The sequence below is a fragment of the Sphaerisporangium sp. NPDC049002 genome, from assembly GCF_040649355.1.
In the GTDB taxonomy this organism is placed as follows: domain Bacteria; phylum Actinomycetota; class Actinomycetes; order Streptosporangiales; family Streptosporangiaceae; genus Sphaerisporangium.
The window spans coordinates 1-21,233 of record NZ_JBEZFH010000030.1 but is presented as its reverse complement, the minus strand read 5'-3'; the positions used below and the strand labels follow the sequence as shown (position 1 = coordinate 21,233).

General features: G+C 69.0%; 21 protein-coding genes and 2 pseudogenes. 13 read left to right on the top strand and 10 right to left on the bottom strand.

The genetic code is table 11. The annotated features are described in order from the left end of the window. Position 1: 1 nt before the first annotated feature. On the bottom strand, positions 2 to 895 hold the full coding sequence (locus AB0B89_RS09450) for an enoyl-CoA hydratase-related protein (RefSeq protein ID WP_358550379.1): 894 nt from the start codon (positions 893 to 895) through the stop codon (positions 2 to 4). Then, positions 895 to 1,683, bottom strand: a complete 789-nt coding sequence (locus tag AB0B89_RS09445; RefSeq protein ID WP_358550377.1) for a PaaX family transcriptional regulator C-terminal domain-containing protein — start codon at positions 1,681 to 1,683, stop codon at positions 895 to 897. Before AB0B89_RS09445 ends, AB0B89_RS09450 begins: the two co-directional genes overlap by 1 nt. 180 nt (positions 1,684 to 1,863) lie before the next feature. Between AB0B89_RS09445 and AB0B89_RS09440 the strand changes: the two genes are divergently transcribed. Beyond that, complete coding sequence (locus tag AB0B89_RS09440; RefSeq protein WP_114033903.1) at positions 1,864 to 2,031, top strand: DUF3117 domain-containing protein; 168 nt, start codon at positions 1,864 to 1,866, stop codon at positions 2,029 to 2,031. 107 nt (positions 2,032 to 2,138) lie between these two features. Continuing rightward, positions 2,139 to 3,581 carry a leucyl aminopeptidase gene (locus tag AB0B89_RS09435; protein ID WP_358550375.1) on the top strand — a complete coding sequence of 481 codons (1,443 nt, stop codon included), beginning with the start codon at positions 2,139 to 2,141 and terminating at the stop codon, positions 3,579 to 3,581. A 65-nt stretch (positions 3,582 to 3,646) separates the two neighbouring features. On the opposite strand, the gene AB0B89_RS09430 is transcribed toward AB0B89_RS09435, so the two are convergent. Beyond that, a complete protein-coding gene (locus AB0B89_RS09430) occupies positions 3,647 to 4,297 on the bottom strand; it encodes an O-methyltransferase (RefSeq protein ID WP_358550373.1) in 651 nt (216 codons plus the stop codon). A 189-nt stretch (positions 4,298 to 4,486) separates the two neighbouring features. On the opposite strand from AB0B89_RS09430, the gene sigE reads away from it, so the two are divergent. The 4 genes from sigE to AB0B89_RS09410 all read left to right on the top strand — a co-directional run bounded on the left by sigE (position 4,487) and on the right by AB0B89_RS09410 (position 7,943). After that, positions 4,487 to 5,146, top strand: coding sequence for an RNA polymerase sigma factor SigE (gene sigE, locus AB0B89_RS09425; protein ID WP_358550371.1), 660 nt, complete (start codon positions 4,487 to 4,489; stop codon positions 5,144 to 5,146). Then, positions 5,143 to 5,670, top strand: a complete 528-nt coding sequence (locus AB0B89_RS09420) for an anti-sigma factor (RefSeq protein WP_358550369.1) — start codon at positions 5,143 to 5,145, stop codon at positions 5,668 to 5,670. Before sigE ends, AB0B89_RS09420 begins: the two co-directional genes overlap by 4 nt. A 164-nt stretch (positions 5,671 to 5,834) precedes the next feature. Beyond that, positions 5,835 to 7,451, top strand: coding sequence for a trypsin-like peptidase domain-containing protein (locus tag AB0B89_RS09415; protein ID WP_358550367.1), 1,617 nt, complete (start codon positions 5,835 to 5,837; stop codon positions 7,449 to 7,451). A gap of 120 nt (positions 7,452 to 7,571) precedes the next feature. After that, a complete protein-coding gene (locus AB0B89_RS09410) occupies positions 7,572 to 7,943 on the top strand; it encodes a sec-independent translocase (RefSeq protein WP_358550365.1) in 372 nt (123 codons plus the stop codon). A gap of 118 nt (positions 7,944 to 8,061) precedes the next feature. Here AB0B89_RS09410 and AB0B89_RS09405 read toward each other — a convergent pair whose 3' ends face one another. Further along, positions 8,062 to 9,201 (bottom strand): P-loop NTPase, encoded by a 1,140-nt coding sequence (locus AB0B89_RS09405; protein WP_358550363.1) that lies wholly within the window; start codon positions 9,199 to 9,201, stop codon positions 8,062 to 8,064. 122 nt (positions 9,202 to 9,323) lie between these two features. On the opposite strand from AB0B89_RS09405, the gene AB0B89_RS09400 reads away from it, so the two are divergent. Then, on the top strand, positions 9,324 to 9,773 hold the full coding sequence (locus tag AB0B89_RS09400; protein ID WP_358550419.1) for a MarR family transcriptional regulator: 450 nt from the start codon (positions 9,324 to 9,326) through the stop codon (positions 9,771 to 9,773). Here the strand turns inward: AB0B89_RS09400 and AB0B89_RS09395 are convergent. Both AB0B89_RS09395 and AB0B89_RS09390 read right to left on the bottom strand, forming a co-directional pair. After that, a complete protein-coding gene (locus AB0B89_RS09395) occupies positions 9,758 to 10,249 on the bottom strand; it encodes a DUF1003 domain-containing protein (RefSeq protein ID WP_358550361.1) in 492 nt (163 codons plus the stop codon). The two genes, AB0B89_RS09400 and AB0B89_RS09395, sit on opposite strands and share 16 nt — an antisense overlap. Beyond that, complete coding sequence (locus tag AB0B89_RS09390) at positions 10,239 to 11,606, bottom strand: CBS domain-containing protein (protein ID WP_358550359.1); 1,368 nt, start codon at positions 11,604 to 11,606, stop codon at positions 10,239 to 10,241. The genes AB0B89_RS09395 and AB0B89_RS09390 overlap by 11 nt, the downstream gene beginning before the upstream one ends. A gap of 122 nt (positions 11,607 to 11,728) precedes the next feature. Between AB0B89_RS09390 and AB0B89_RS09385 the strand changes: the two are divergent. Then, a pseudogene (locus tag AB0B89_RS09385) lies at positions 11,729 to 12,589 on the top strand (EamA family transporter); the annotation flags it as partial. A gap of 101 nt (positions 12,590 to 12,690) precedes the next feature. Here AB0B89_RS09385 and AB0B89_RS09380 read toward each other — a convergent pair. Then, positions 12,691 to 13,074, bottom strand: coding sequence for a hypothetical protein (locus AB0B89_RS09380; protein ID WP_358550357.1), 384 nt, complete (start codon positions 13,072 to 13,074; stop codon positions 12,691 to 12,693). Positions 13,075 to 13,973: 899 nt separating this feature from the next. Continuing rightward, complete coding sequence (locus AB0B89_RS09375) at positions 13,974 to 15,311, bottom strand: hypothetical protein (RefSeq protein WP_358550355.1); 1,338 nt, start codon at positions 15,309 to 15,311, stop codon at positions 13,974 to 13,976. Between the two features lie 113 nt (positions 15,312 to 15,424). On the opposite strand from AB0B89_RS09375, the gene AB0B89_RS09370 reads away from it, so the two are divergent. Then, positions 15,425 to 15,913 (top strand): hypothetical protein, encoded by a 489-nt coding sequence (locus AB0B89_RS09370; protein WP_358550353.1) that lies wholly within the window; start codon positions 15,425 to 15,427, stop codon positions 15,911 to 15,913. A 448-nt stretch (positions 15,914 to 16,361) separates the two neighbouring features. Further along, positions 16,362 to 16,505: a hypothetical protein gene (locus AB0B89_RS09365; protein ID WP_358550351.1), complete on the top strand. Its 144-nt coding sequence runs from the start codon at positions 16,362 to 16,364 to the stop codon at positions 16,503 to 16,505. A gap of 33 nt (positions 16,506 to 16,538) precedes the next feature. Here AB0B89_RS09365 and AB0B89_RS09360 read toward each other — a convergent pair whose 3' ends face one another. Both AB0B89_RS09360 and AB0B89_RS09355 read right to left on the bottom strand, forming a co-directional pair. Continuing rightward, positions 16,539 to 16,775, bottom strand: coding sequence for a DUF6879 family protein (locus AB0B89_RS09360; protein ID WP_358550349.1), 237 nt, complete (start codon positions 16,773 to 16,775; stop codon positions 16,539 to 16,541). A gap of 207 nt (positions 16,776 to 16,982) precedes the next feature. Next, a complete protein-coding gene (locus tag AB0B89_RS09355) occupies positions 16,983 to 17,549 on the bottom strand; it encodes a biotin transporter BioY (protein ID WP_358550347.1) in 567 nt (188 codons plus the stop codon). 157 nt (positions 17,550 to 17,706) lie between these two features. Here AB0B89_RS09355 and AB0B89_RS09350 point away from each other — a divergent pair, with 157 nt between their 5' ends. The 3 genes and pseudogenes from AB0B89_RS09350 to AB0B89_RS09340 all read left to right on the top strand — a co-directional run. Then, a complete protein-coding gene (locus AB0B89_RS09350) occupies positions 17,707 to 18,645 on the top strand; it encodes a CoA ester lyase (RefSeq protein WP_358550345.1) in 939 nt (312 codons plus the stop codon). A gap of 413 nt (positions 18,646 to 19,058) precedes the next feature. After that, positions 19,059 to 19,955 (top strand): CPBP family intramembrane glutamic endopeptidase, encoded by an 897-nt coding sequence (locus AB0B89_RS09345; protein WP_358550343.1) that lies wholly within the window; start codon positions 19,059 to 19,061, stop codon positions 19,953 to 19,955. An 899-nt stretch (positions 19,956 to 20,854) separates the two neighbouring features. Then, a pseudogene (locus AB0B89_RS09340) lies at positions 20,855 to 21,233 on the top strand (hypothetical protein); the annotation flags it as partial.

Sequence of the window (21,233 nt, the reverse complement as noted above, 5' to 3'; positions counted from 1 at the left end):
GTCAGCGGCCGGAAAAGACCGGGCGTTCCTTGGCGAGGAAGGCCCGGGTGGCGTTGTGGTGGTCCTCCGACTTGGCGCAGGCGTCCTGAAGATCGGCCTCCACCTCCAGGGAGTCCTCCAGGGAGTGCGCGGCCGAGAAGTCGAGCGCCTGCTTGATCGCCCCGTAGGCCACCGTGGGCCCCTGTGCGAGCCGTACGGCCAGCTCGCGGGCGCGGGCGGTCAGCTCCCCGGCGGGCACGACGGAGGTCACCATGCCGAGCTCCAGCGCCCTGGCGGCCCCCACAGGCTCGCCCAGCACCAGCAGCTCGCGCGCCCTGGCCGGGCCGACGAGCCTCGGGAGCGTCCAGGAGGCTCCCGAGTCGGGGGCGAGGCCGATGCCGCTGAAGGCCATGGCGAACTTCGCGCCGTCGGCCGTGACCCGGAAGTCGCAGGCGAAGGCCAGTGAGGCGCCCGCGCCGGCGGCGATGCCGTTGACGGCGGCGATCACCGGCTTGCCCATGCCCGTGATCGTCAGGATGATCGGGTTGTAGTGGGCCCGGACGGTGTTGTCGAGACCCACGCCCGCTTCGAGGTTGCCGGCGTGCTCGCGCAGGTCCTGACCGGCGCAGAAGCCGCGCCCCGCGCCCGTCAGCAGCACCGCCCTCGCGCCGGCGTCGTCGCGGGCCCGCTCCAGCGCCTCCAGCAGGGCGGCCTTCATCAAGATCGTCAGAGCGTTCATGGCGTCAGGGCGGTTCAGTGTGATCGTCGCGACGCCGTCCTCGACGGAGTACAGGACGTGCTCGTGCCCGTGCTCGTCCGCGTTCGGAGAGGAGGACGCCGGCCCCGGGGCCGGCGCCGTCGTGCCGGTCGGCGCGCTCTCGGGCGCGGTGGAGGGGAGGTCGGGTCGCTGATCCATCAGTGGACTCCCTTGTCCAGGTTGTGGTCGACGAAGGCGGACGCCGCCGGCAGCAGCCGGGCCGCCTCCTGCTCGAAGTAGGCGCGGGCCTGGTCACCGGGCCAGGCCGGGGGCAGGAGCTCCGGCGGAAGGCCCGGGTCGCGGAACAGGAAGTTCCGCCACCCGTGGACCAGTTTGCTACGGACGGCGAAGACCTGGTCGTCGGGGGCGTCCCGGGGCAGCGAGCCGACCAGGCCGGCCGCCTGCTCCATCCACTCCTCGTAGGCGCGGGCTATGGCGCGCAGGTCCCACGCGCGGGTGACGAGCTCAAGGGGGTCGCCGTCGAGGGTGCTCTCGAACCGGTCGGCGGACACCCGCTGGTCGTCGAGCAGGGTGTCCAGCTCCGGTGAGGCCCTCGGCCCGATCCAGGTGGTTTCTGACAAGGGAGCGTAACCGAGGAAGGACAGGTCGGCACGGAGCCGCTCACGCGTCGCCCGCTCCCGTACGGGCTGGAGGACGAGCACGTGCCAGCGCCCCGCCCACGGGTCCGAGGCGGTGCGGTAGATGCGCACGGCGGTCTCGTCAAGGCGCCGGACGCTCTTGGGCGTCAGCGCGTACCCGGGCCCCTGAGAGAGCCGCACAGGGACGAGCCAGTCCTGCCGCACCATGCGGGAGATCGCGGTGCGGACGGCCGGCGGGGCGATGTCCAGCGGGGCGAGCAGCCGGACCAGAGCGGCCACGGACGCCCTTCCCGCACGGATGCGCAGGTGGTCTCCGTAGAGGTCGAAAAGCGCGGCGCGGGCGTTCACATAGACCAGTTTGATCGGCGCAAGGGCCCCGGACAACGCATTCTGGGAGGAGATCGTTACCCATGCGCGCTCGCGAGGCGGGATAATGGGACGTCACAGAAGACGTGAAAGCGGCGGGCGGCCGGGCGCGGACAGGCGCGAGCCGGCATCGCGCAGGCCGAGGCAGGAAGGGATACACGCATGGCGGCGATGAAGCCGCGGACCGGCGACGGTCCGCTGGAGGTCACCAAGGAAGGACGGGGCATTGTCATGCGGGTCCCTCTCGAGGGTGGCGGGCGACTCGTCGTCGAGCTCTCACCAGACGAGGCCAGAGCCCTTGGCGACGCTCTGAAGAACGTCGTCGGCTGACATACCCCTGACACAACCCACCGACACAGGCGACTTGACGGCCCCGGCGGCCGGGCCGCGCGCCCCCATGCCGGGGCTGTCGCACTTCCAGGCAGGGGAGGACCACCATGCCCATTGAGACCGCGCTGCGATTCATCGACCCCCCGGCGCAGGACGCCGACCTGCTCGCCGTCCCCTTCCGTAGCGATCTCTCCGCGGACGTGGAGCTTCCCGTACCGGTCCCGGCGCTGCTGGCCCAGCACGAGTCCAAGGGTGAGCCCGGCGAGGTCGTCGAGGTGCCTGTGGCCCGCGGGAACACTGTGCGCCGGGTGCTCCTCTACGGCGTCGGCGACGGCACGCCTCGCGCGCTGCGAAAGGCGGGCGCCGCCGTCGCGCGCCGTGCCAAGGGGCGTCGCTCGATCGACGTCACCCTCCCGCGTGACGTAGGAGAGCCGGGGTGGTCGGCCCTGGCCGAAGGCGCCCTGCTCGCCTCGTACACCATGAGGATCGGCGCGAGCCGCACCAGGGCCGTCGAGGAGATCCGCTTCTCCGGTCCAGAGGAGGCCAGGCCGGCCGTCGCCCGCGCCGAGGTGGTGGCCCGCGCCACGGCCCTCGCCCGCGATCTGTCCAACATGCCGTCCTCCGAGAAGACCCCCGCCTGGCTGGCCGACCGGGCCGTCGAGGTCGCCGAGCGTTCGGGTCTTACCTCCAAGGTCTGGGCGCCCGACCAGCTCTCCTCGGAGGGCTTCGGGGGCATCCTCGCGGTCGGCCAGGGTTCGGCGAGCCCGCCCCGGCTCATCCAGCTGTCGTACGAGCCCGCCGACGCCGACGGCACCCACGTCGTGCTGGTGGGCAAGGGCATCACCTTCGACAGCGGCGGCCTGTCCCTCAAACCCACCGACGGCATGAAGTTCATGAAGACCGACATGGCGGGCGGCGCGGTGGTGATCGCCGTCCTCGGCGCGCTTCGCGACCTGGGCGTGCGCACCCGGGTCACCGGCCTGATCGCCGCCGCCGAGAACATGCCCTCCGGCTCGGCCCAGCGGCCCGGCGACGTGATCACCCACTACGGCGGCCGCACCGTCGAGGTGCTCAACACCGACGCCGAGGGCAGGCTGGTGCTCGCCGACGCCCTGGCGTACGCGCACGAGGTCCTCGACCCCGACACCGTGGTCGACCTCGCCACGCTGACCGGGGCCATCGGCATCGCCCTCGGGCGCGACATCGGCGCGGTCTTCTCCTCAAGCGACGATCTGGTCAAGGAGCTGCTGGAGGCCGGCAGGGCGTCCGGCGACCCCCTGTGGCGCATGCCACTGATCGAGGACTACCGCCCGGCGCTCGACTCCCCGGTGGCCGACCTGTCGAACATCGACGCCGAGGGCAAGTACGGCGCGGGCGCCGTCACCGCGGCCCTGTTCCTGCGGGAGTTCACCGGCGGGCGGCGATGGGCCCACCTCGACATCGCGGGAGTGTCCAGAAGCACCACCGACGACGGCATCCTGACCAAGGGCGCCACCGGGTTCGGCGCCCGCCTCCTGCTGGAGTGGCTCGGGCGGGGGGCGTCCTCGTAGTTCCCGGGCGGCGTCAAGCTTTCGACCACGGCTAGTTCGCGATCACGGCCGGCCACCGATCACGGCTAGTTCGCGATCTTTATGGCGGCGAGCAGCCCGTCGCCCAGGGGCATCATCAGGGCACGCAGCCGCTCGTCCGCCTTGATCAGCTTGCCCAGCTCGCGGATCGCGACGGTGTCGGGATCGCGCTGCGCCGGGTCGGCCACCCGGTTGTGCCACAGCGCGTTGTCGAAGGCGACGATGCCCCCCAGCCGCAGCAGGCGTACGGCCTCGGCCAGGTAGTCGCCGTACTCCTGCTTGGCGGCGTCGCAGAACACCAGGTCGTAGCCGCCGTCGGCGAGCCGGGGGAGCACGTCCAGGGCACGCCCGCCGATCAGGCGGATCTTGCTGCCGGAGAACCCCGCCTCGGCGAAGGTCTGGCGGGCCAGCCGCTGGTGCTCGGGCTCGGCGTCGACGCTGGTCAGCGTGCCGTCCGGACGCATGCCGCGCAGCAGCCACAGTCCCGAGACACCGCATCCGGTGCCGACCTCGACCACGGACCTCGCGCTGATCGCGGTCGCCATGAAGCACAGCGCCGCGCCGCCGCCGGGCAGGATGGGAACGGCCCCGACCTCGATGCCACGCCGCCTCGCGGCGCGCAGCACCTCGTCTTCGGGATGGAACTCCTCCGCGTAGGCCAGCGTGGCCTCCACCGGATCAGTCGGCGTCGGGGCCATCGGCCTCTCCCTCCCCGCTTTCGCCGTACGCACGTATTGGTCGCAGCCTAGGGGAGTCGGGGCCGAACGGGAACTCACGCCACAACGGGTACGTTGCACGCTTTGAACGACCTTTGTTCAAGGGCGTCAAAGAACACAGTCCGGCCTCGTTGGTTCGTGGGTACGCAGGAAGGGGCGAAAGCAGGCACTATGGCTGTAGCGGTGGTCCCGGAGAGAGGAGTGCTGGTGGACGACTACCACCAGGCTGATACTCCCGATAGCGCGTTCCCGGGGGGAGACCCCCGGCTGCCCGATGGGGGCTGGACACCCCCGACATGGGAGGAGGTCGTCCGCGACCATTCGGCGCGCGTCTACCGGCTGGCCTACAGGCTCACCGGCAACATCCACGACGCCGAGGACCTCACTCAGGAGGTCTTCGTCCGGGTGTTCCGTTCGCTGTCCAGCTACACCCCGGGCACCTTCGAGGGATGGCTTCACCGCATCACCACGAACCTCTTCCTGGACATGGCGCGGCGCAGGCAGCGCATCCGGTTCGAGGGGCTCGGCGACGACGCCGCCGAGCGTCTGCGCGGGCGTGAGCCGTCACCGGCCCAGGTGTTCGACGACTCCCAGCTGGAGCCCGACATCCAGGCGGCCCTCGACGCGCTCCAGCCCGAGTTCCGCGCGGCCGTGGTGCTGTGCGACATCGAGGGCCTGTCCTATGAGGAGATCGCGGCGACGCTAGGCGTCAAGCTGGGCACCGTGCGCAGCCGCATCCATCGCGGTCGCAGCCAGTTGCGGGAGGCACTCGAACACCGGGCACCCCGTCGCGACGAACTCCCCCCGACCGTTAGCAGGGAGGGAGCATGAGCCATCTCGGAGAGCGCGCTTCCGCGCTCATTGACGGTGAGCTTGGTCACGCCGAGCGAGAACGTGCTCTGGCGCATCTGACGTTCTGCGCGGACTGCCGCGCCGAGCTCGACGCGATCAGGGCGCTCAAAAGCCGTCTTCGATCACTCGACCCGCCCGCCGTCCCGGCGGATCTCACGATGTCCCTTCTGCGGATGTCCGAGCCAGGCGGGCCGCTCCCGCCGCGGGTGCGTCCGTTTCCGAACCCGACCTATTCTCTGACCAGCGCCCCGATCGACAACAGGCCGCGGCGCAGCGGCGGGTTCTCGGGGCCGGGACGCTCGGGGGGCAACCGCCGGGCGGGTTATGTGGCGGTCGGCGTCGCGTCGGCCGCCGTCGCGCTCGGCACGCTGTTCATGGTGGGAGGCTCCGACAGCAGGCCGTCGGCTCCGCCGGTCGAGATGTTCGCCAACCAGCACCGCACCACCACTCCGGCCGGTTCGGTGCTGCCGGGGCGCGCGGGCTCCACCTCCCGGCAACCCTGACCCGGGGACACGGCCCGTCACTCCCCCCGTCCGTGCCGTTCACGGCGACGCGGGCATACGATCGGATGGACCCTGTCGGGCGCCGTGGGCTTACGGCGCTCGTATGGGGTCCGAGCGAGAATCTGGCGTAGCCCACGTTGACTGGCCTCGGGAGTGAGCGTTCGATGACCGACGAGACACGTACCTTCGACTCAGGGGACGTGGCCGATCCCTCCCAGCATTCCTGGGAAGGCTCGGCGTCGGGGTCCACCGGCTCCAGCGGGATGCGCGTCAGACCAGAGTTCCTGCCCGCCTCCGAGGGGTGGCCCGCCAGCGGGCCCGACGCGTTCACCGGGCCCAACCCCTTCGCGGCGAGCGGTGGAGGGCACGATCCCTTCACCCCCGCGGGCGGTGCGGGCCGTGACCCCTTCGCCCCCGCCGCTGACGCGGGGCGCGACCCCTTCGGCACCGACAGCACCGGGCCGATCCCGTTCGCGTCCGACGCGCCGCGCCACGGTGGCGACGAGGGGATGTTCGGCTGGGGCAACCCGTCCGGCGGGCCCCTCCCTCCCTCGCCCGTCGGCCCATACGGGCCGACTCCGCCCCCTCCGATCAACCCCTTCGGCATGGGTCCTGGCTGGGCCCCGCCCCCCGGCGCCCCCCGCACGGAGCAGGCGGGCGCGCGGGCGCCGAAGACCGGGATCCTCGCGGCCCTCGCCGTCGTGATCGCCCTCGTGGCCTCCACGGCCGGAAGCGTCGGCACCTACCTCCTCACCCGCAACGGCTCGGGCGTCGACCCCACCTACAGCCTCGGCACGCCGACGGGCGCGATCGTCAACCGCGCGCCCGACTCGGTGGCGGGCGTCGCCTCACGGGTCCTCCCGAGCGTGGTCTCGCTCGACGTCAAGGGCAACAGCGAGGCGGGCACCGGCTCCGGCTTCCTGATCAAGGGCGGCTACATCGTCACCAACAACCACGTGGTGGCCGCGGCGGCGCAGACCGGCAACATCAAGGTGACTTTCAGCACCAAGAAGACGACCAACGGCAAGATCGTCGGGCGTGACCCGAGCTCCGACATCGCGGTGGTCAAGCCCGACCAGACCTTCGGCGCCCCCGAGATCGTCCTGGGCAACTCCGACCGGGTCGTGGTGGGCGATCCCGTCATCGCGATCGGCTCGCCCCTCGGGCTCACCGGCACCGTGACGACGGGCATCGTCAGCTCGCTCAACCGTCCGGTGACCGCGGGCGGCGAGAGCGGGTCCGAGTCCTCGTTCATCAACGCCATCCAGACAGACGCGGCGATCAACCCGGGCAACTCGGGCGGCCCGCTCGTGAACGCCGCCGGCGAGGTGATCGGCGTCAACTCCGCCATCGCGACGCTCGGCAACAGCTCGTTCGGCGCGCAGAGCGGCAGCATCGGGCTGGGCTTCTCCATCCCGGTCAACCACGTGCGGCGGATCGCCGAGGAGCTGGTCACCACCGGTTCGGCCAAGAAGTCCCGCATCGGCGTCCAGCTCGACGAGAACTACCAGGGCGACGGGGTCCGCATCGCCACCGCCACGCAGCAGGGGCAGGAGCCGGTGATCCCCGGTGGCCCGGCCGACAAGGCGGGCCTGAAGGCGGGCGACGTCATCCTGGAGATCGACGGCACGCCCATGACCCAGCCGTCCGAGCTGATCGTCACGATCAGGAGCAAGGCGCCCGGCGACAAGGTGACCGTCAAGTACCAGCGTGGTGGACAGGAGAAGACCGCCACCGTGATCATCGACGCGGTTCCGGTCCCGACGCCGCAGCCGTCGTGATCGGGTGTCCTGTTTGGTGCCCATTGCCGGACCGGCGTATTAGTCTGAGAGGTAGCCAGGTCGCTGTTGGACGGTCCCGGTCAACGGCAGGCGTCGGCGTAGGAGAGCGTAGGAGATCACGTGTTCGGACTCGGCTGGCCTGAGGTCTTGGCACTCGTGGTCATCGCCCTGCTCGTCTTCGGGCCTGAGAAGCTTCCCCAGGCCGCCAAGCAGGCGGGTGGCATGCTGCGTCAGGTCCGTCAGATGGCCAACAACGCCAAGGCCGACCTCCAGGACAACCTCGGTCCCGAGTTCGCCAACTTCGACCCCACCGACCTGCATCCGAAGAACTTCGTCAGGAAGCACCTCCTGCAGGATCTGGAGGACGACTGGAACCGGCCGGCCGCCGAGAACTCCCCGGACTCCTATTCCCCCGTCGGCTCCTATGCGACGGCGGGCGCCGGCGAGCTGGGGTACGGCGAGATCCCGCCGTACGACTCCGAGGCGACCTGAGCCTTTCGAGAACATGTGAAAGAGGGCCGTCCCTTCACTGGGACGGCCCTCTTTCACGTGGAGCGCCCTGTGCTGTGGTATTTCGTGTGCGGCGCCCTGGGAGCCCCCTTGCGGGGCTTCAGCGGCCGGAAGGGGACAGCCCGAGCTGGAGGCCCTTGATGCTCCCCGACTTCTTGCTCAGGCTTTCGGCGATCCGCCGGAGCTCGGTCGCGGCCGGAGAGTCGGGGTCGGTGAGCACGAGCGGCTTGCCGTTGTCGCCCCCCTCGCGCAGGCGCAGGTCGATCGGGACCTGGCCGAGCAGCGGGACACGGGACCCGAGGGTGCGGGTCAGCCCGTCGGCGACGGTCTGGCCACCGCCCTCCCCGAAGACCGCGATGCGCTCGTCGCAGTGCGGGCAGGGGAGCCAGGCCATGTTCTCGATGACGCCGGCGATCTGCTGGTGGGTCTGCGTGGCGATGGACCCGGCCCGCTCCGCGACCTCCGCCGCGGCCTGCTGCGGGGTGGTCACGACGAGGATCTCCGCGCCGGGCATGCGCTGCGCCACCGAGATCGCGATGTCGCCCGTGCCCGGGGGCAGGTCCATGAGGAGGACGTCGAGGTCACCCCAGTAGACGTCGGCGAGGAACTGGTGCAGCGCCCGGTCGAGCATCGGCCCGCGCCAGACCACCGGGCTGTTGCCCGGGGGCTTGAACATGCCGACCGAGATCACCTTGATGTCATGCGCCACCGGCGGCATGATCATGTCCTCGACCTTGGTCGGACGGTCGCCCACTCCGAGCATGCGGGGGACGGAGTGGCCGTAGATGTCCGCGTCCAGGACGCCGACCTTGAGACCCGAGGCCGCCATCGAGGCCGCGAGGTTGACGGTGACCGACGACTTGCCGACCCCGCCTTTGCCGCTCGCGACGGCGAAGACCCGGGTCAGCGAGCCCGGCTTGGCGAACGGGATCTCCTTCTCGGGCCCCCGGTTGCCGCGCAGCTTGGTCTGCAGGGTCTTGCGCTGCTCGGTGCTCATGACGTCGAGATCAACTTGGACGCCGGTGACACCGTCGACCTTGGAGACGGCGGCGGTCACCTCGCGGGTGATGGTGTCGCGCATGGGGCAGCCCGCGACGGTCAAGTAGACCCCGACTCGCACCACCCCGTCCGGGGAGATATCGACGCTCTTGACCATGTCAAGGTCGGTGATCGGCCGGCGGATCTCCGGGTCGTTGACCGTCGCCAACGCGGCCGTCACCAATTCAGGGGTTGGTGCCATGGATCCATGCTACGAACCCAGGACCGATCCGACGAACTCCGCACCCTCTGGTAGGGGCCAAGAGAGCCTAAGAGGGAGGTGTACGCGCTTATGCAACCTTCTAGGATGACCGCGTGACGTCCATGACGGCGGAGATCACCCCGCAGCAGCTCATCGTCTGGCGCAAGGTCCAGCGGGCCCAGGTCCACATAACCCGGAGTCTTGAGGGCGAGCTGCTGAGCCGGCACGATCTGGCGCCGGCCGCCTACGACGTGCTGCTCCAGCTCTCCGAGACCGCGGGGCGCAGGCTGCGCATGAACGATCTGGCCGAGCGGGTGCTGCTGTCCCGCAGCGGGCTGACGCGGCTCATCGACCGCCTCCAGCGCGACGGGCTGGTCGAGCGCGAGGCCTGCGCCAGCGACGCGCGGGGTCTGTTCGCCGTGCTCACCAAAGCGGGTGACCAACGTCTCTCCGAGGCCACCCCCACCTACCTTCGCGCCGTACGGGGGCAGTTCCTCGACCTGCTCGACGAGGAGGAGCTGCGGCAGTGCGCCGACATGCTCACGAAGTTCTTCCCTCAGGTGTCGGCCTGACCCCGCTCTGGGGGGGACTCGCGTATTTCGTCCAGCAGACGCTCCAGCTCGCCCCTGATGTAGTCGCGGGTGGCCAGGTCGCCGAGGGCAAGGCGCAGCCCGGCGATCTCCCGCGTGAGGTACTCGACCTCGGTCTGGTTGCGCTCGGTGGTCATCCTGTCCTGCTCGCTCTGCACGCGGTCGCGGTCGGCCTGGCGGTTCTGCGCGAGAAGGATCAGCGGAGCGGCGTACGAGGCCTGAAGGGACAGGATCAGCGTGAGGAAGATGAACGGGTAGGGGTCCCAGGCGAGGCTCCTGGGCGCCAGCGCGTTCCAGGTCACCCAGACCGCGATGAACCCGGTCATGTAGACCAGGAAGCGCGCCGTGCCCAGGAAGCGCGCGATCTGCTCGGACAGGCGTCCGAACGCTTCTGGGTCGTAGTGCGGGCGGATGATGCGGCGGAGCTCCCGGGGCTGGTCCAGCCGATTAACCGCCACCGGTCACCCCGGGCGTGCCCTCGTCCGGGTCCGGCCGCCTGGATTCGGGCGTGCGGTCGTCCGGCCGTACGGGTTCGGGCGTGCGGTCGTCCGGTCCGTTGGGCCCCGGTGTCTGCTCGTCGCGCTCGCGCCAGTCGGGGGGCAGCAGGTGGTCGAGCACGTCGTCCACCGTGACGGCCCCGACGAGCCGTCCGAGCTCGTCCACCACCGGGGCGGCCACCAGGTTGTAGGTGGCGAGGTACGACGTGACGCCGTGGAGGGACAGGTCCGGGCGGATCGGGTCGATCGTGTTGTCGATCGCGCCGCCCACCAGCGTGGAGGGCGGTTCGCGCAGCAGCCGCTGGAAGTGGGCCACGCCCAGGTACTTGCCGGTGGGCGTCTCGACCGGAGGCCGGGTGACGTACACCTGCGCGGCGACCGCCGGGGTGATGTCCTGACGGCGGATCTCGGCGAGGGCCTCGGCGATCGTCGCGTGGGGCGGCAGCACCACGGGCTCGCTGGTCATCATGCCGCCCGCGGTGTTCTCGGCGTACGTCAGCAGGCGCCGGACGGGCGCGGCCTCGCGGGGCTCCATGCGCGTCAGCAGCGCCTCGGCCTGTCCGGGCGGCAGGTCCTGAAGCAGGTCGGCGGCGTCGTCGGGGTCCATGGCAGCGAGCACGTCGGCGGCGCGCTCGGCGTCCAGGCGGCTCAGGATGCCGATCTGGTCGCGTTCGGGCAGTTCCTCAAGCACGTCGGCGAGCCGGTCGTCGTCCAGCGCGGCGGCGACCTCCGCCCGGCGCTTGTCGGGCAGGTGGCGCAGGGCGTTGGCGAGGTCGGCGGGGCGCGTCTCCTCGAAGGCGGCCAGCAAATTCGCGGCCCCCTGGTCCTTCTGCACGGCGCCGAACCCGCCGACCTCCGACCAGTTCACGACCAGCGTCTCGCCGCGCCTGCGGCGGAGCCCGCGCGCGGCACCGCCGCGCATCACCGCGACCTTGGTGATCAGCCACTCGCCGCTCTTGCTGCGCTCCATGGCGAGGTCGAGCACGGTGACCCTCTCGCCGCCGACCTCCACGGTCAGGTCGAGCAGCTCTCCGATGGCCAGGGACTCGGTCGCGTGCTTCTCGAAGCGCCGCAGGTTGATGCTGCCCGTGAAGACGACGGCGTCGGCCTCGATGTTCTGCAGCCGGGTGATGGGCAGGAACACGCGCCGTCGCGGCTGGACCTCGACGACCAGGCCGTGTACGCGGGGCGGATCTTGGGCGCGGATGGCGACCACGACGTCCCGGATCCGCCCGATCTGGTCGCCGGCGGGGTCGAAGACCGGAGTTCCGGCCAGCCGAGCGACGAAGATCCTCACTATCGCAGCGTACGAGGTCATAGTGGGTGCGCCGCGTGGGACTGCCCTAAAAGCCGTCTCAACGTACGGTCGCGCCTTGATCTCACCATTCGCCCTATGACAGCATCAAAACCATCTAACGGTAATTACGGGGATGGTGGCAGATGAGGCGCGCGGCGCTGGCTGTGGCGGTCGGGTCGGCCTGGTGCTTCGGTTTCTCCGGGTCCATGGCGAAGTTCGTCGGCGCGGGCGGTCTGACGCCCCTGCAGGCGGTGTGGGTGAGGATGGCGGGCGCGGCCGTCCTGCTCATCGTGGTCCTCGCCGCGTTCCGGCCGAAGGCTTTGCGCGTCCCTCCGGGCAGGCGAGGGTTCTTCGCCGCGTACGCGCTGATCGCGGTGGCGGGGGTCCAGGCGCTGTTCTTCCTGGCCATCTCGCGGCTCCCCGTCGGGGTGGTGCTCCTGCTGGAGTACTCCTCGCCGGTGCTCGTCGTGTTCTGGGTGCGGCTCGTCAGGCAGGTACGGCTGCCGCGCTCGGCGTACGCGGGGGCGGTGATCGTTCTGGTCGGGCTCGCCGTCGTCGTCGAGGTCTGGCACGGGATGAGCCTGGACGGCATCGGGCTGATCCTGGCCCTCCTCGCCGCGGCCTGCTCCGCGGGCTACTTCCTCATGAGCGACGGCTTCGGGGGCGACGTCGACCCGCTCGGCCTCATCGCCTGGGGGCTCGCGGGCGCCGCCGTGGTCCTCGTGCCGATCTCCCGGCCCTGGGACATCCCCTGGGGGGCCTTCGGGACGAGCGTGACGCTCGGTGGGCACACCCTGCCCGTGATCGCCGCCGCCCTGTGGCTCATCGCGATCTCCACCGTGCTTGGCTACATCACCGGGGTCATCGCGGTCCGGAAGCTGTCGGCGGCGGTCGGGGCCACTGTGGCGTCCCTGGAGGTCGTCACGGGCGCGGTGATCGCCTGGTTCCTTCTCGGCGAGCACCTCGGCACGGCCCAGATCACCGGCGGCGCCGTCGTACTGGTAGGGGCGCTACTGGCTCAGACCGCCACTTCGGGCGCCGGCCGTACGGTCGGGGAAGCCGGGCCAGCCGCTCAGGCCGGTCGTACGGTCGGGGGGGTGGTGGATCAGACGGCCGCTTCTGGCGTCAGCCGCACGATCGAGGACCCGGAGGCCCAGCGGGCCGCAAGCCCCGCCGCGTCGACCGCGTTGAGCCGCTCCTTCGCCAGGGCCGCCACGGCCCCGGACTCGGCCTCCGACAAGGACGCCTGATCGACCAGGTGAACATGGGCGTCGAAGGAGACCAGCTCTGCCCCGTTGTCCTTGCTGCGCAGCGTCACCCGGACCCGTGAGGCCTCCACCAGGCCGGGGAGCGACTGCTCCTCGCCGCCGGTGACGATGTAGATCGCACCCTCATGCCAGATGTGCCACGCCAGCCGATCACGCCCGGAAAGCGAGACCCACAGGACGCTCGACTTCTTCGCACCCTCTTCGATCAGCGACAAACTCACACCCAGCAATCTACGACGCCCGTGTCTCATCGGGTACCTGGAGGGATCGGGCGAGGTGGTTCCGGCCCGCCCGTCCAGCGGCTGGGTGGTGGCCCGGGCGTTGCCCACCCGGGAATTCACCTGCCTGGAGGCGGGGGCGGGGGGTGTGTCCTTCACCAGCGGCGATCAGAATCCCAGGGGGCACTGCCGCAGTCGACAGCGCCGCAGTCGGTCGGCACGGCGAAGCCCACGCCGAGTCCCACCAGCGAAGGCGTGTGCGGGGACCTTGAGCAGGAGATCACCTGGAACCAGTCCGGGCCGGCCGGCCCCACAGGCCCACAGGGAGCCACCGGCGCCCAGGGATCACAGGGAGCTCCCGGCCTGTCGGAGGTGCAGACCAGCCATGTCTCGGGCACCGAGCCGGGCTGTGGTTGATGGGTCTGGATTTTCGCCCGCCCGTCCAGCGGTTGGGTGGTGATCCGGTTGCTGCCCACCCAAGAATTGGGCTGCCTGGCGGCGAGGGGGCGTGGGAGTGGCGTGCAGGAGGGCCTGGTTGGACGGGTTGGCCAGGTCGTCACGCGTTTGGGCAAGGGCGGGCCGGCGGCGGGGTGCGAAGGGATCCCGGAGGGGCAGCGCCTTCCTGCCCGCCATGCTGGTGAGGGGCCGTATGTGGGTGGGCAGCACACGGATCACCCGTCAATCGGGTGACGGGAGGGCACGAACTCTCAGGGCCACTCTCGGACGATCACTAATCGCTCCCCGCGGCCGATCAGATAGTGCGACGGAGGAGCGGTGTGCGGACGTGCGGGCATGAACGCCACCCGAACGGGTTGGAAGGGGTGCTGGGGGAGGCACTCGAGCGAAGCGCCAACATCGAATCACCATTAGGCTCACGTCGCAGTGGTCTGGGTCTAGCGTTCTTAAGATGCGCTGAGGTCGCGTCTGCGAACGCTCCAGATCTCCAATTCCCCGTGCCAACCGTTGCTGGTAGCGACTGATATTGCGAGCTCAACGAGGTCTTGGCCCAAGTTCTCGGTTTCCTTAAGCACCCAGCCTGAGCCCTCCAATTTCCAAATTGTGGCGTGGAGCGATGGGGCGGATCTAATTTGCTCCCATTTGCCTGCCGCCAAAGAAAGAGCGGCCTTGTGTCGCCCTAAGGAAAAAAGGCAACACATCTGGTTATAGATGGTAAGGGCCTCGTTGTAGAATCCCAACTCTTCGGCTCTTATTAGGAGGTTTAGCGCTTTGCTAGGCTCTAGGGGGATGAGGCAGAAGCCCCAATTGTTGTGCAGATCGGCACTTTCGGGAGCACCCTGAACGCCAAACTCAAATACTGCTGCTGCCTCCCGCAGCCGTCCTTCAGACAGAAGATGCTTCGCATGGCGAGTCATTTCCATCGCGAGGCTCACCATGACAAGAGCGGTAGTCTCCTCGGGGGGAGTCGACAACGCTGTGAGCGGCCGAACAGTCATGCTCGTCGACGTCGAAACAGGGGATTTGCGGCCCTCGTCAGCGGTGACACGATCCGCGATCTCAAACGCTAGCAGTTCGGGATCGATTTTCCTATCTTCCATAAGCTCGGGCGAGCATGGCGGCACCTCAAGACCCTTCATCCATCGATGTGTCAGATGAAGTGACTCGGTTTCCCACTCGTGGAGAAACGTGTGTGAAAAATAGTCGACCATCCACCGATAAGGTACCTGCAGAGCAAGAAACTGAGATAAATCTTCCTGTGGAAGACCGCGAATGCTCCCCGGCGGAGTAAGACATACCATGTCCTGGAGTGACGCGACAGAGATCCACGACATGATGCGAGGAATCGTAGGAATTATCAAATTGGCGAAAGCCTTTGAGGCTGCGCGTGGACTTCCCGCATCGATGACGGGAATCTTGGCTGGCAGGTGCAAGACCTTCGCCCATGCTTCATGATCGAAGTTCTCGAAGCCGGCGAATGGCTCGACATGCCAGTGAGGTGCCAGTCGCGCAGCGGTGAGGTTGGCGATCAGGGCTCCGAGGACTTGCTGGAACATCCCGTGGCGAACCAGGGCGGTTGTATCCAGGCCGCGCCGAGTGAGCTCGCTGGCCGCGGTACTGAAGGCCTCCACCCTGGCTGCGGACCTCTCATCCTTGAAGGCCCGGCCTCCTTCCAGCATTCCGCGCAAGGTCACGACAGGACTGATCGTCCGACGACCGGCTGTCTCTCTGGCCTGGTCAGAGAGGTAGATCTCGTGCGCATCGAAGGGGCGTTCGCCCTGCACCTCGAGACACCTCCTAAGTTTTACCCTTCGCTGCCAGCTGTGAGGGTGCCATTCTAGCAGAATCATGGGTAGTATCATGGGTATGAACATGGTAGGCCTGGAGCGAGTAGATCATGAGTGACACCATCTACCAAGCAACCGATCTGGCGGGTGCCAAGCGGGTTGAGTTCCTGAACGAGGCCCGCCGTGATCGAGCGCGCCTGCGTGCTACCGATGGGACGAGCCTGGTGATGTTGCCTGAGCGCACACTGGACCTGCTCGAAGCGATCGCCAAGTGGGGCGAGGCGTACGTCAAGCTCAGCACCCTGTTGCGTAGATCCACAGGCGTCCCGAGCACTTCTGATCTGGGCGAACTGGCCTGGCTGCGATCGCTTGATCGAGAGGATGTCGAGGAGTTCGTATCTGAACTTCAAGACGCCATCGTCGCGGCGAGAGCCGATGAGGACACAGTGGTCTTGGATGAGTGCGTCCGCGCATGGAAGGCAACAGCACGCCAGCTATCGGACCCGCTTCGACGTTCCGTTCTGCTGGGTACACATCGTTCCGATGAATACGTCGCTGCTGAGGAGCCAGAGCTTCTCAACAGTTCAGAGGCTGGCTAGCGGATGACGGGGAGTAGCAGCGCCTACAAGCCCTTCACTCCCGCCAGACGGCCTGGCGGGAAGCCAGATACGCGCCCCGCCTATCGCGTTTTGGTTCATCGCAAATTTCTTGGCCACTGGAATCAGTTGGTAGCCAATATAGGAATTAAGGCCGCCCAGCAGTTCTGGGATCATGTAAGTAAGACGCCAGGAGAGCCAGACCCGATTGCCTCAACATGCTTTTTGCGCGGTAAGGCTGGCAGACCGCAGGGTGAGGGTTGGTCTAGAACTGTGCATTACGAAATAAGTGGTGCCGGCCGCATCGACTATCAATTTTCGGATAGCTATAAGGCGACACCTGGCGGCGATGCGCATAGGGTGGTGGCAATTCTGACCATCAATTATAGCAGCCACTAGCCGAGCGGCTCAAGTTTCCGGTTGGGCTGGGGGAACTAAGGAGTGATGCGCCATGAGTGAGCAAATCCTCGAGGATATTGTTGCATCCTTCGGAGCTGGAGTTCTGGACATCGACCAGTTTCTGGCGGCCGTCGAGGAGCGAGTTAATGCTCTATACCCGGTCGCATTTGGCGAGATATCGGTTCTTCGAGCTTGATCGGGAAGGTTCGCCGCGAGTCTCGGTCGGCGATCACGTGGTGCGCCGACCATGCCTTCTTAGGACCCGGACGGGAGCGCGCACCAGGTCCGTCCAGCCGGCGAACCACGCGGAGACTTGCTCGTAGCTTTCATGCTCGCCGCCCAGCCACCGGCCGAACCTGGTGTGCTCGCCGGCCGCGTCATAGGAGTCTCGGAGTTCGAGGTGGAAGGCATCGCGTTCGACACGGGTGAACAGGTCCCGCCACTCCTCAGCGGACAGCCGCGGCATGGTCCTCCCTCGACGCCGTTCAACCGTGCGCCCGAGAGCCATCGTATCCAGATCAACCGAAGCCCTGGGAGTGGTGCCGGACCTCAACCGGCGCCCCGCGACGGTCGGCACCGTAGATCAGGGGCGGTCGCCACCAGATGGTCCGATCGGTGGGCACGCGCATGGGCGCCCCGGCCGGATTGGCCGGGGCGCCCAGGGTGACGTGGCTCAGCGGCCGGCGAGTTTCCAGGCGGCGGGGAGCAGGCCGGCGGCGGCCAGCACCTTGAGGCCGTCCCCGATGAGGAACGGCACGACACCCGCGGACAGGGCGGCCGGCAGGTCGAGGCCCGTCGCCACCATCAGCCACGGCAGGCCGATGGCGTAGATGAGCAGGGTGCCGAGGGCCATCGTCGCGATGGTGCGCAGCGGGGTACGGTCGCCGCCCCTGCTCGCGAGCGCCCCCACGACCGAGGCGGCGAGGACGAAGCCGACGACGTACCCGAGGGTGGCGTTGCCGCCCGACGACGCGAACCACGGCACGCCGAGCTGTCCGATCGCGAGGTAGAGCGCCATTCCGAGGAAGGCCCTCGGCAGGCCGAGCGCGGCACCGGCGAGCAGGACGGCGAAGGTTTGCAGCGTGAACGGCACAGGCGTGCCGGGGAGCGGGATGCTCACCTGCGCGGCCAGTCCGGTCAGACCCGCCGCGCCCACGACCAGCGCGACGTCGCGGACGAGCTTTCCAGGAATGAGGTCGGACAGTACGGCGGGCCGAACCGCTATGGATGCGTCAGTCATGGCCATCTCCCCATTGAAATCCCCTTTACCGGGGCTTGAGGTCCATTGTCGGGACAGGGGTTGGTATATCCCTACTTGATCCGTGCCAAGAACAGGGGGTGGCCTTTGTGACGCTCCCACAGCCTGTGGCGGCGGGCCGGGCCACTACCGTGGGCGTATGCGCTCCCGTCGTTCCTGTCTCGCGGTCCCCGGCAGCAATCCTCGTTTCCTCGACAAGGCGCAGGGGCTCCCCGCCGACGAGGTCTTCCTCGACCTGGAGGACTCGGTCGCCCCGCAGGCCAAGGAGCAGGCCAGGAAGAACATCGTCGCGGCGCTGCGCACCGGCGACTGGACGGGCAAGATCCGGGGCGTACGGGTGAACGACCTGTCGACCGCGTGGACGTACCGCGACGTGATCGAGGTCGTCGAGGGAGCCGGGGACGCGCTCGACTTCCTCACACTGCCCAAGGTGGAGGACGCGGTCCAGGTTGCCTGGCTCGACCTGCTGCTCACCCAGATCGAGAAGGCGAACGGGCTGCCGGTGGGACGCATCGGCATCGAGGCGCAGATCGAGAACGCCCGGGGCCTGGTCAACGTCGACGCCATCGCCGCCGCGTCGCCACGGCTGGAGGCGCTGGTGTTCGGGCCGGCCGACTTCATGGCCTCGATCAACATGAGGACGCTGGTAGTCGGGCAGCAACCCCCCGGGTACACCGAGGGGGACGCGTACCACTATGTCCTCATGCGGATCCTCATGGCCGCCAGGACGTACGGCCTTCAGGCGATCGACGGGCCGTACCTGCAGATCAAGGATGTCGACGGGTTCGCCAAGGTCGCGCGCAGGGCGGCGGCGCTCGGCTTCGACGGCAAGTGGGTGCTCCACCCGACGCAGATCGAGGCGGCCAACGAGGTGTTCTCGCCGAGGCAGGAGGACTACGACCACGCCGAGCTGATCCTGGACGCCTACGAGCATGCCACGACGGTCGAGAGGCGGGGCGCGGTGATGCTCGGCGACGAGATGATCGACGAGGCCTCACGCAAGATGGCGCTGGTCGTCGCCGCCAAGGGGCGGGCGGCCGGGCTCACTCGCACGAAGACCTTCTCCCCGCCCGCCTGACCGAGCAGAGCCAGGCCGTTTCCCGCTCTGCGCCAGGACAGGTGCTGAGCCTGGAAGGGTGGATGGAGGAAGGCGTACAGCGGCATCCAGCCGTGGGACGTCCCTGCCCGGTGAGGAGAATGGCGGGTATGCACGATCCGTCGCAGGCACACCAGCCACAGCCGGAGCCGGGGTCTATGGGATTCGGGCATCCGCCGCAGGCCCATCACCCGGAGCCGGGTCCCTCTGGATTCGGACGAACGTCGCAGGCGCACCAGCCACAGCCGGAGCCGGGTCCCTCTGGATTCGGGCATCCGCCGCAGGCGCACCAGCCACAGCCCGGATCATCGGGATTCGGGTATCCGCCGGCGACGCATCCGTACTATCCGGGGCCCCATGCCTGGCATCCGCCGCAGGCGCCGGGGCCGTGGATCGTGCCGTCTCCGCCCGGCACGCGGTACGACCACCTGGCGCGTACGTCTCTGCACCGCTGGTGGCGTCCGATCGTCGGGACGGCCCTCATCGCTTCGGGGTTCGTGGGCATCGGCCTCTTCGTGATCTTCATCGGCGTGGTCGTCGCGGGGCTCGCGGACATCCCGGTGATCTTGCAGGATGACCGGCTGTTCGGGAACCCGGTGTTCGAGCTGGCGGTGCTGCTGCTGTCGATCGCGGCGGTCCTGCCGGTCGTGTTCGCCACCGCGTGGGTGGTTCAGCGCCGCCCGCCGGGCACCCTCTCCTCCGTCCTTGGACGGGTGCGCTGGCGATGGCTGCTGATCTGTCTCGGGGTGGCCCTGGTGGCGCTCATCCTGGGCCAGGCGGCCATGGTCGCGACGTACGCCGTGACGGGGGAGAGCCTCGGGAACCTCTTCGGCTGGGTCGGATGGGACAGGTTCCTGCCCGGCCTGGTGGTCATCCTGCTGCTGGTGCCGTTCCAGGCGGCGACGGAGGAGTACATCTTCCGCGGATGGGTGCTCCAGGCGTTCGGCGCGTACTTCAGGACCCCCTGGCCTGGCATCCTGCTGGGCGCCGCGGCGTTCACCTCCCTGCACGCCTACACCGACTGGGGCATCATCGACGTCTTCAGCTTCGGCGCCCTCATGGGATGGCTCGCCGTCCGCACGGGCGGCCTGGAGGCGCCGATCGCGCTGCACGTGATCAACAACGTGGTGAGCTTCCTGCCGGCCGCCGCCTCCGGCGAGCTCGGCGATGCCCTGAAGCAAGGCGCGGTGCCGTGGCAGGCGCTCTCGGGAACCGTCGTGCAGTTGGGTTTCTTCGTCATTGTGGTCGCGATAATCGCCCAGAGGCGGGCAATTCAGACGGTCTCTAGATAAATCTGACTAGAGAGGTCTCGCCAGAAGGGGCCTCGGCATGTTGCCCTGGAAGATGTGCGGGCCGGCAGTCGGTCCCAGGGAGGTGCGCGCTGGCGGCGAGGGCGAGAGCGACCATCACCCCACCCAGATATGTGATCACTGGGCATGGGTTGGGTATCGGTACGATCGCAGGTGATCTGCTGTCGATGCAATGGATGAGCTGGAGTTCGGTGGAACGGTCCCGAATCACGGCCTTCAGACTGGGTTAGGCTGCCTACGAGGAGGTGCTGAGCGTGGCCTCGGGCCCCCACGACCCGCGCTCGTCATGGTGGTCGGCCGGCGACGGCGCCGACCACGGAAGCACGTCACGCCCCAACGGGTCCCACCAGGCCCACATGCCACCTCCGACCCTGCACCACACCCCGCCCGACCCCTCGGACACCCGCTCCCGGAGCCTCCCCCTGGACTCACCGTGGGCTCTGCCTCCCTTCGGGGCGCCCACCCCCGACGAGGGTTCCTCCACCCCTGAGGACCCGTCCGCGGAGCCTCCGAGGCAGTCCTCGGCCGGGCGCCACCCCTACGCGCGCCCGTACGGCGCCGCCGCCGAGCCCCGCCACAGCGCGGGCCACCCGTCACCCGAGACATGGGGTGAGGCTCCTCCCGGATGGGTGCCCGAGGCGCCTCCAGAGGACCCCGGCGAGCCTCCGTGGCCTCCGCGCCGGCTGGTGAACCGTCCGGACAAGCTCGTCGCCTCCGGACCGCCACGCAAGCCTCCGCGAACCTCAACCGCAACGCCTCCGCGAACGCCTCCGCGGACGGAGGAACAAGCGTCATCGCCGACGCCGCAGGAAACCCCGCCGCGCGCGCCGTCGCGCGCCCACACGCCCCCTGCGCCCGAGTGGGACAGGAAGGGCATCAGGGTGGAGCCCAGCATCCCGGCCGAGCCGGAGGAGGCTCCGGAGCCGGAGTCCGGCATCTCGCCCGAGCCCGACGTCCCGTACGGCCGGGACGTCCCGTATGGCGGCGACGTCCCGTATAGCGGCGACGTCCCGTACGGCCGCGACGTCCCGACGGAGCCCGCCGATCCGTACGGCGGCGACGTCCCGACGGAGGAGCGGATCGGCAGGCCCCCCGCCGGACGGCCCGCCCGCCCTTCCCGTCCCGACATCCTCGTGGCGTCCGGCCCGGCGCGCCCGCGCGGCGGCGGGCGCGGCCGTCACCACCGCGACCAGGCGGCTCCAAGGCCACCGCGCCAGCCGCGCCCGGCCCGGCGCGGGCTCGGGCGCGGCCTGATGACCC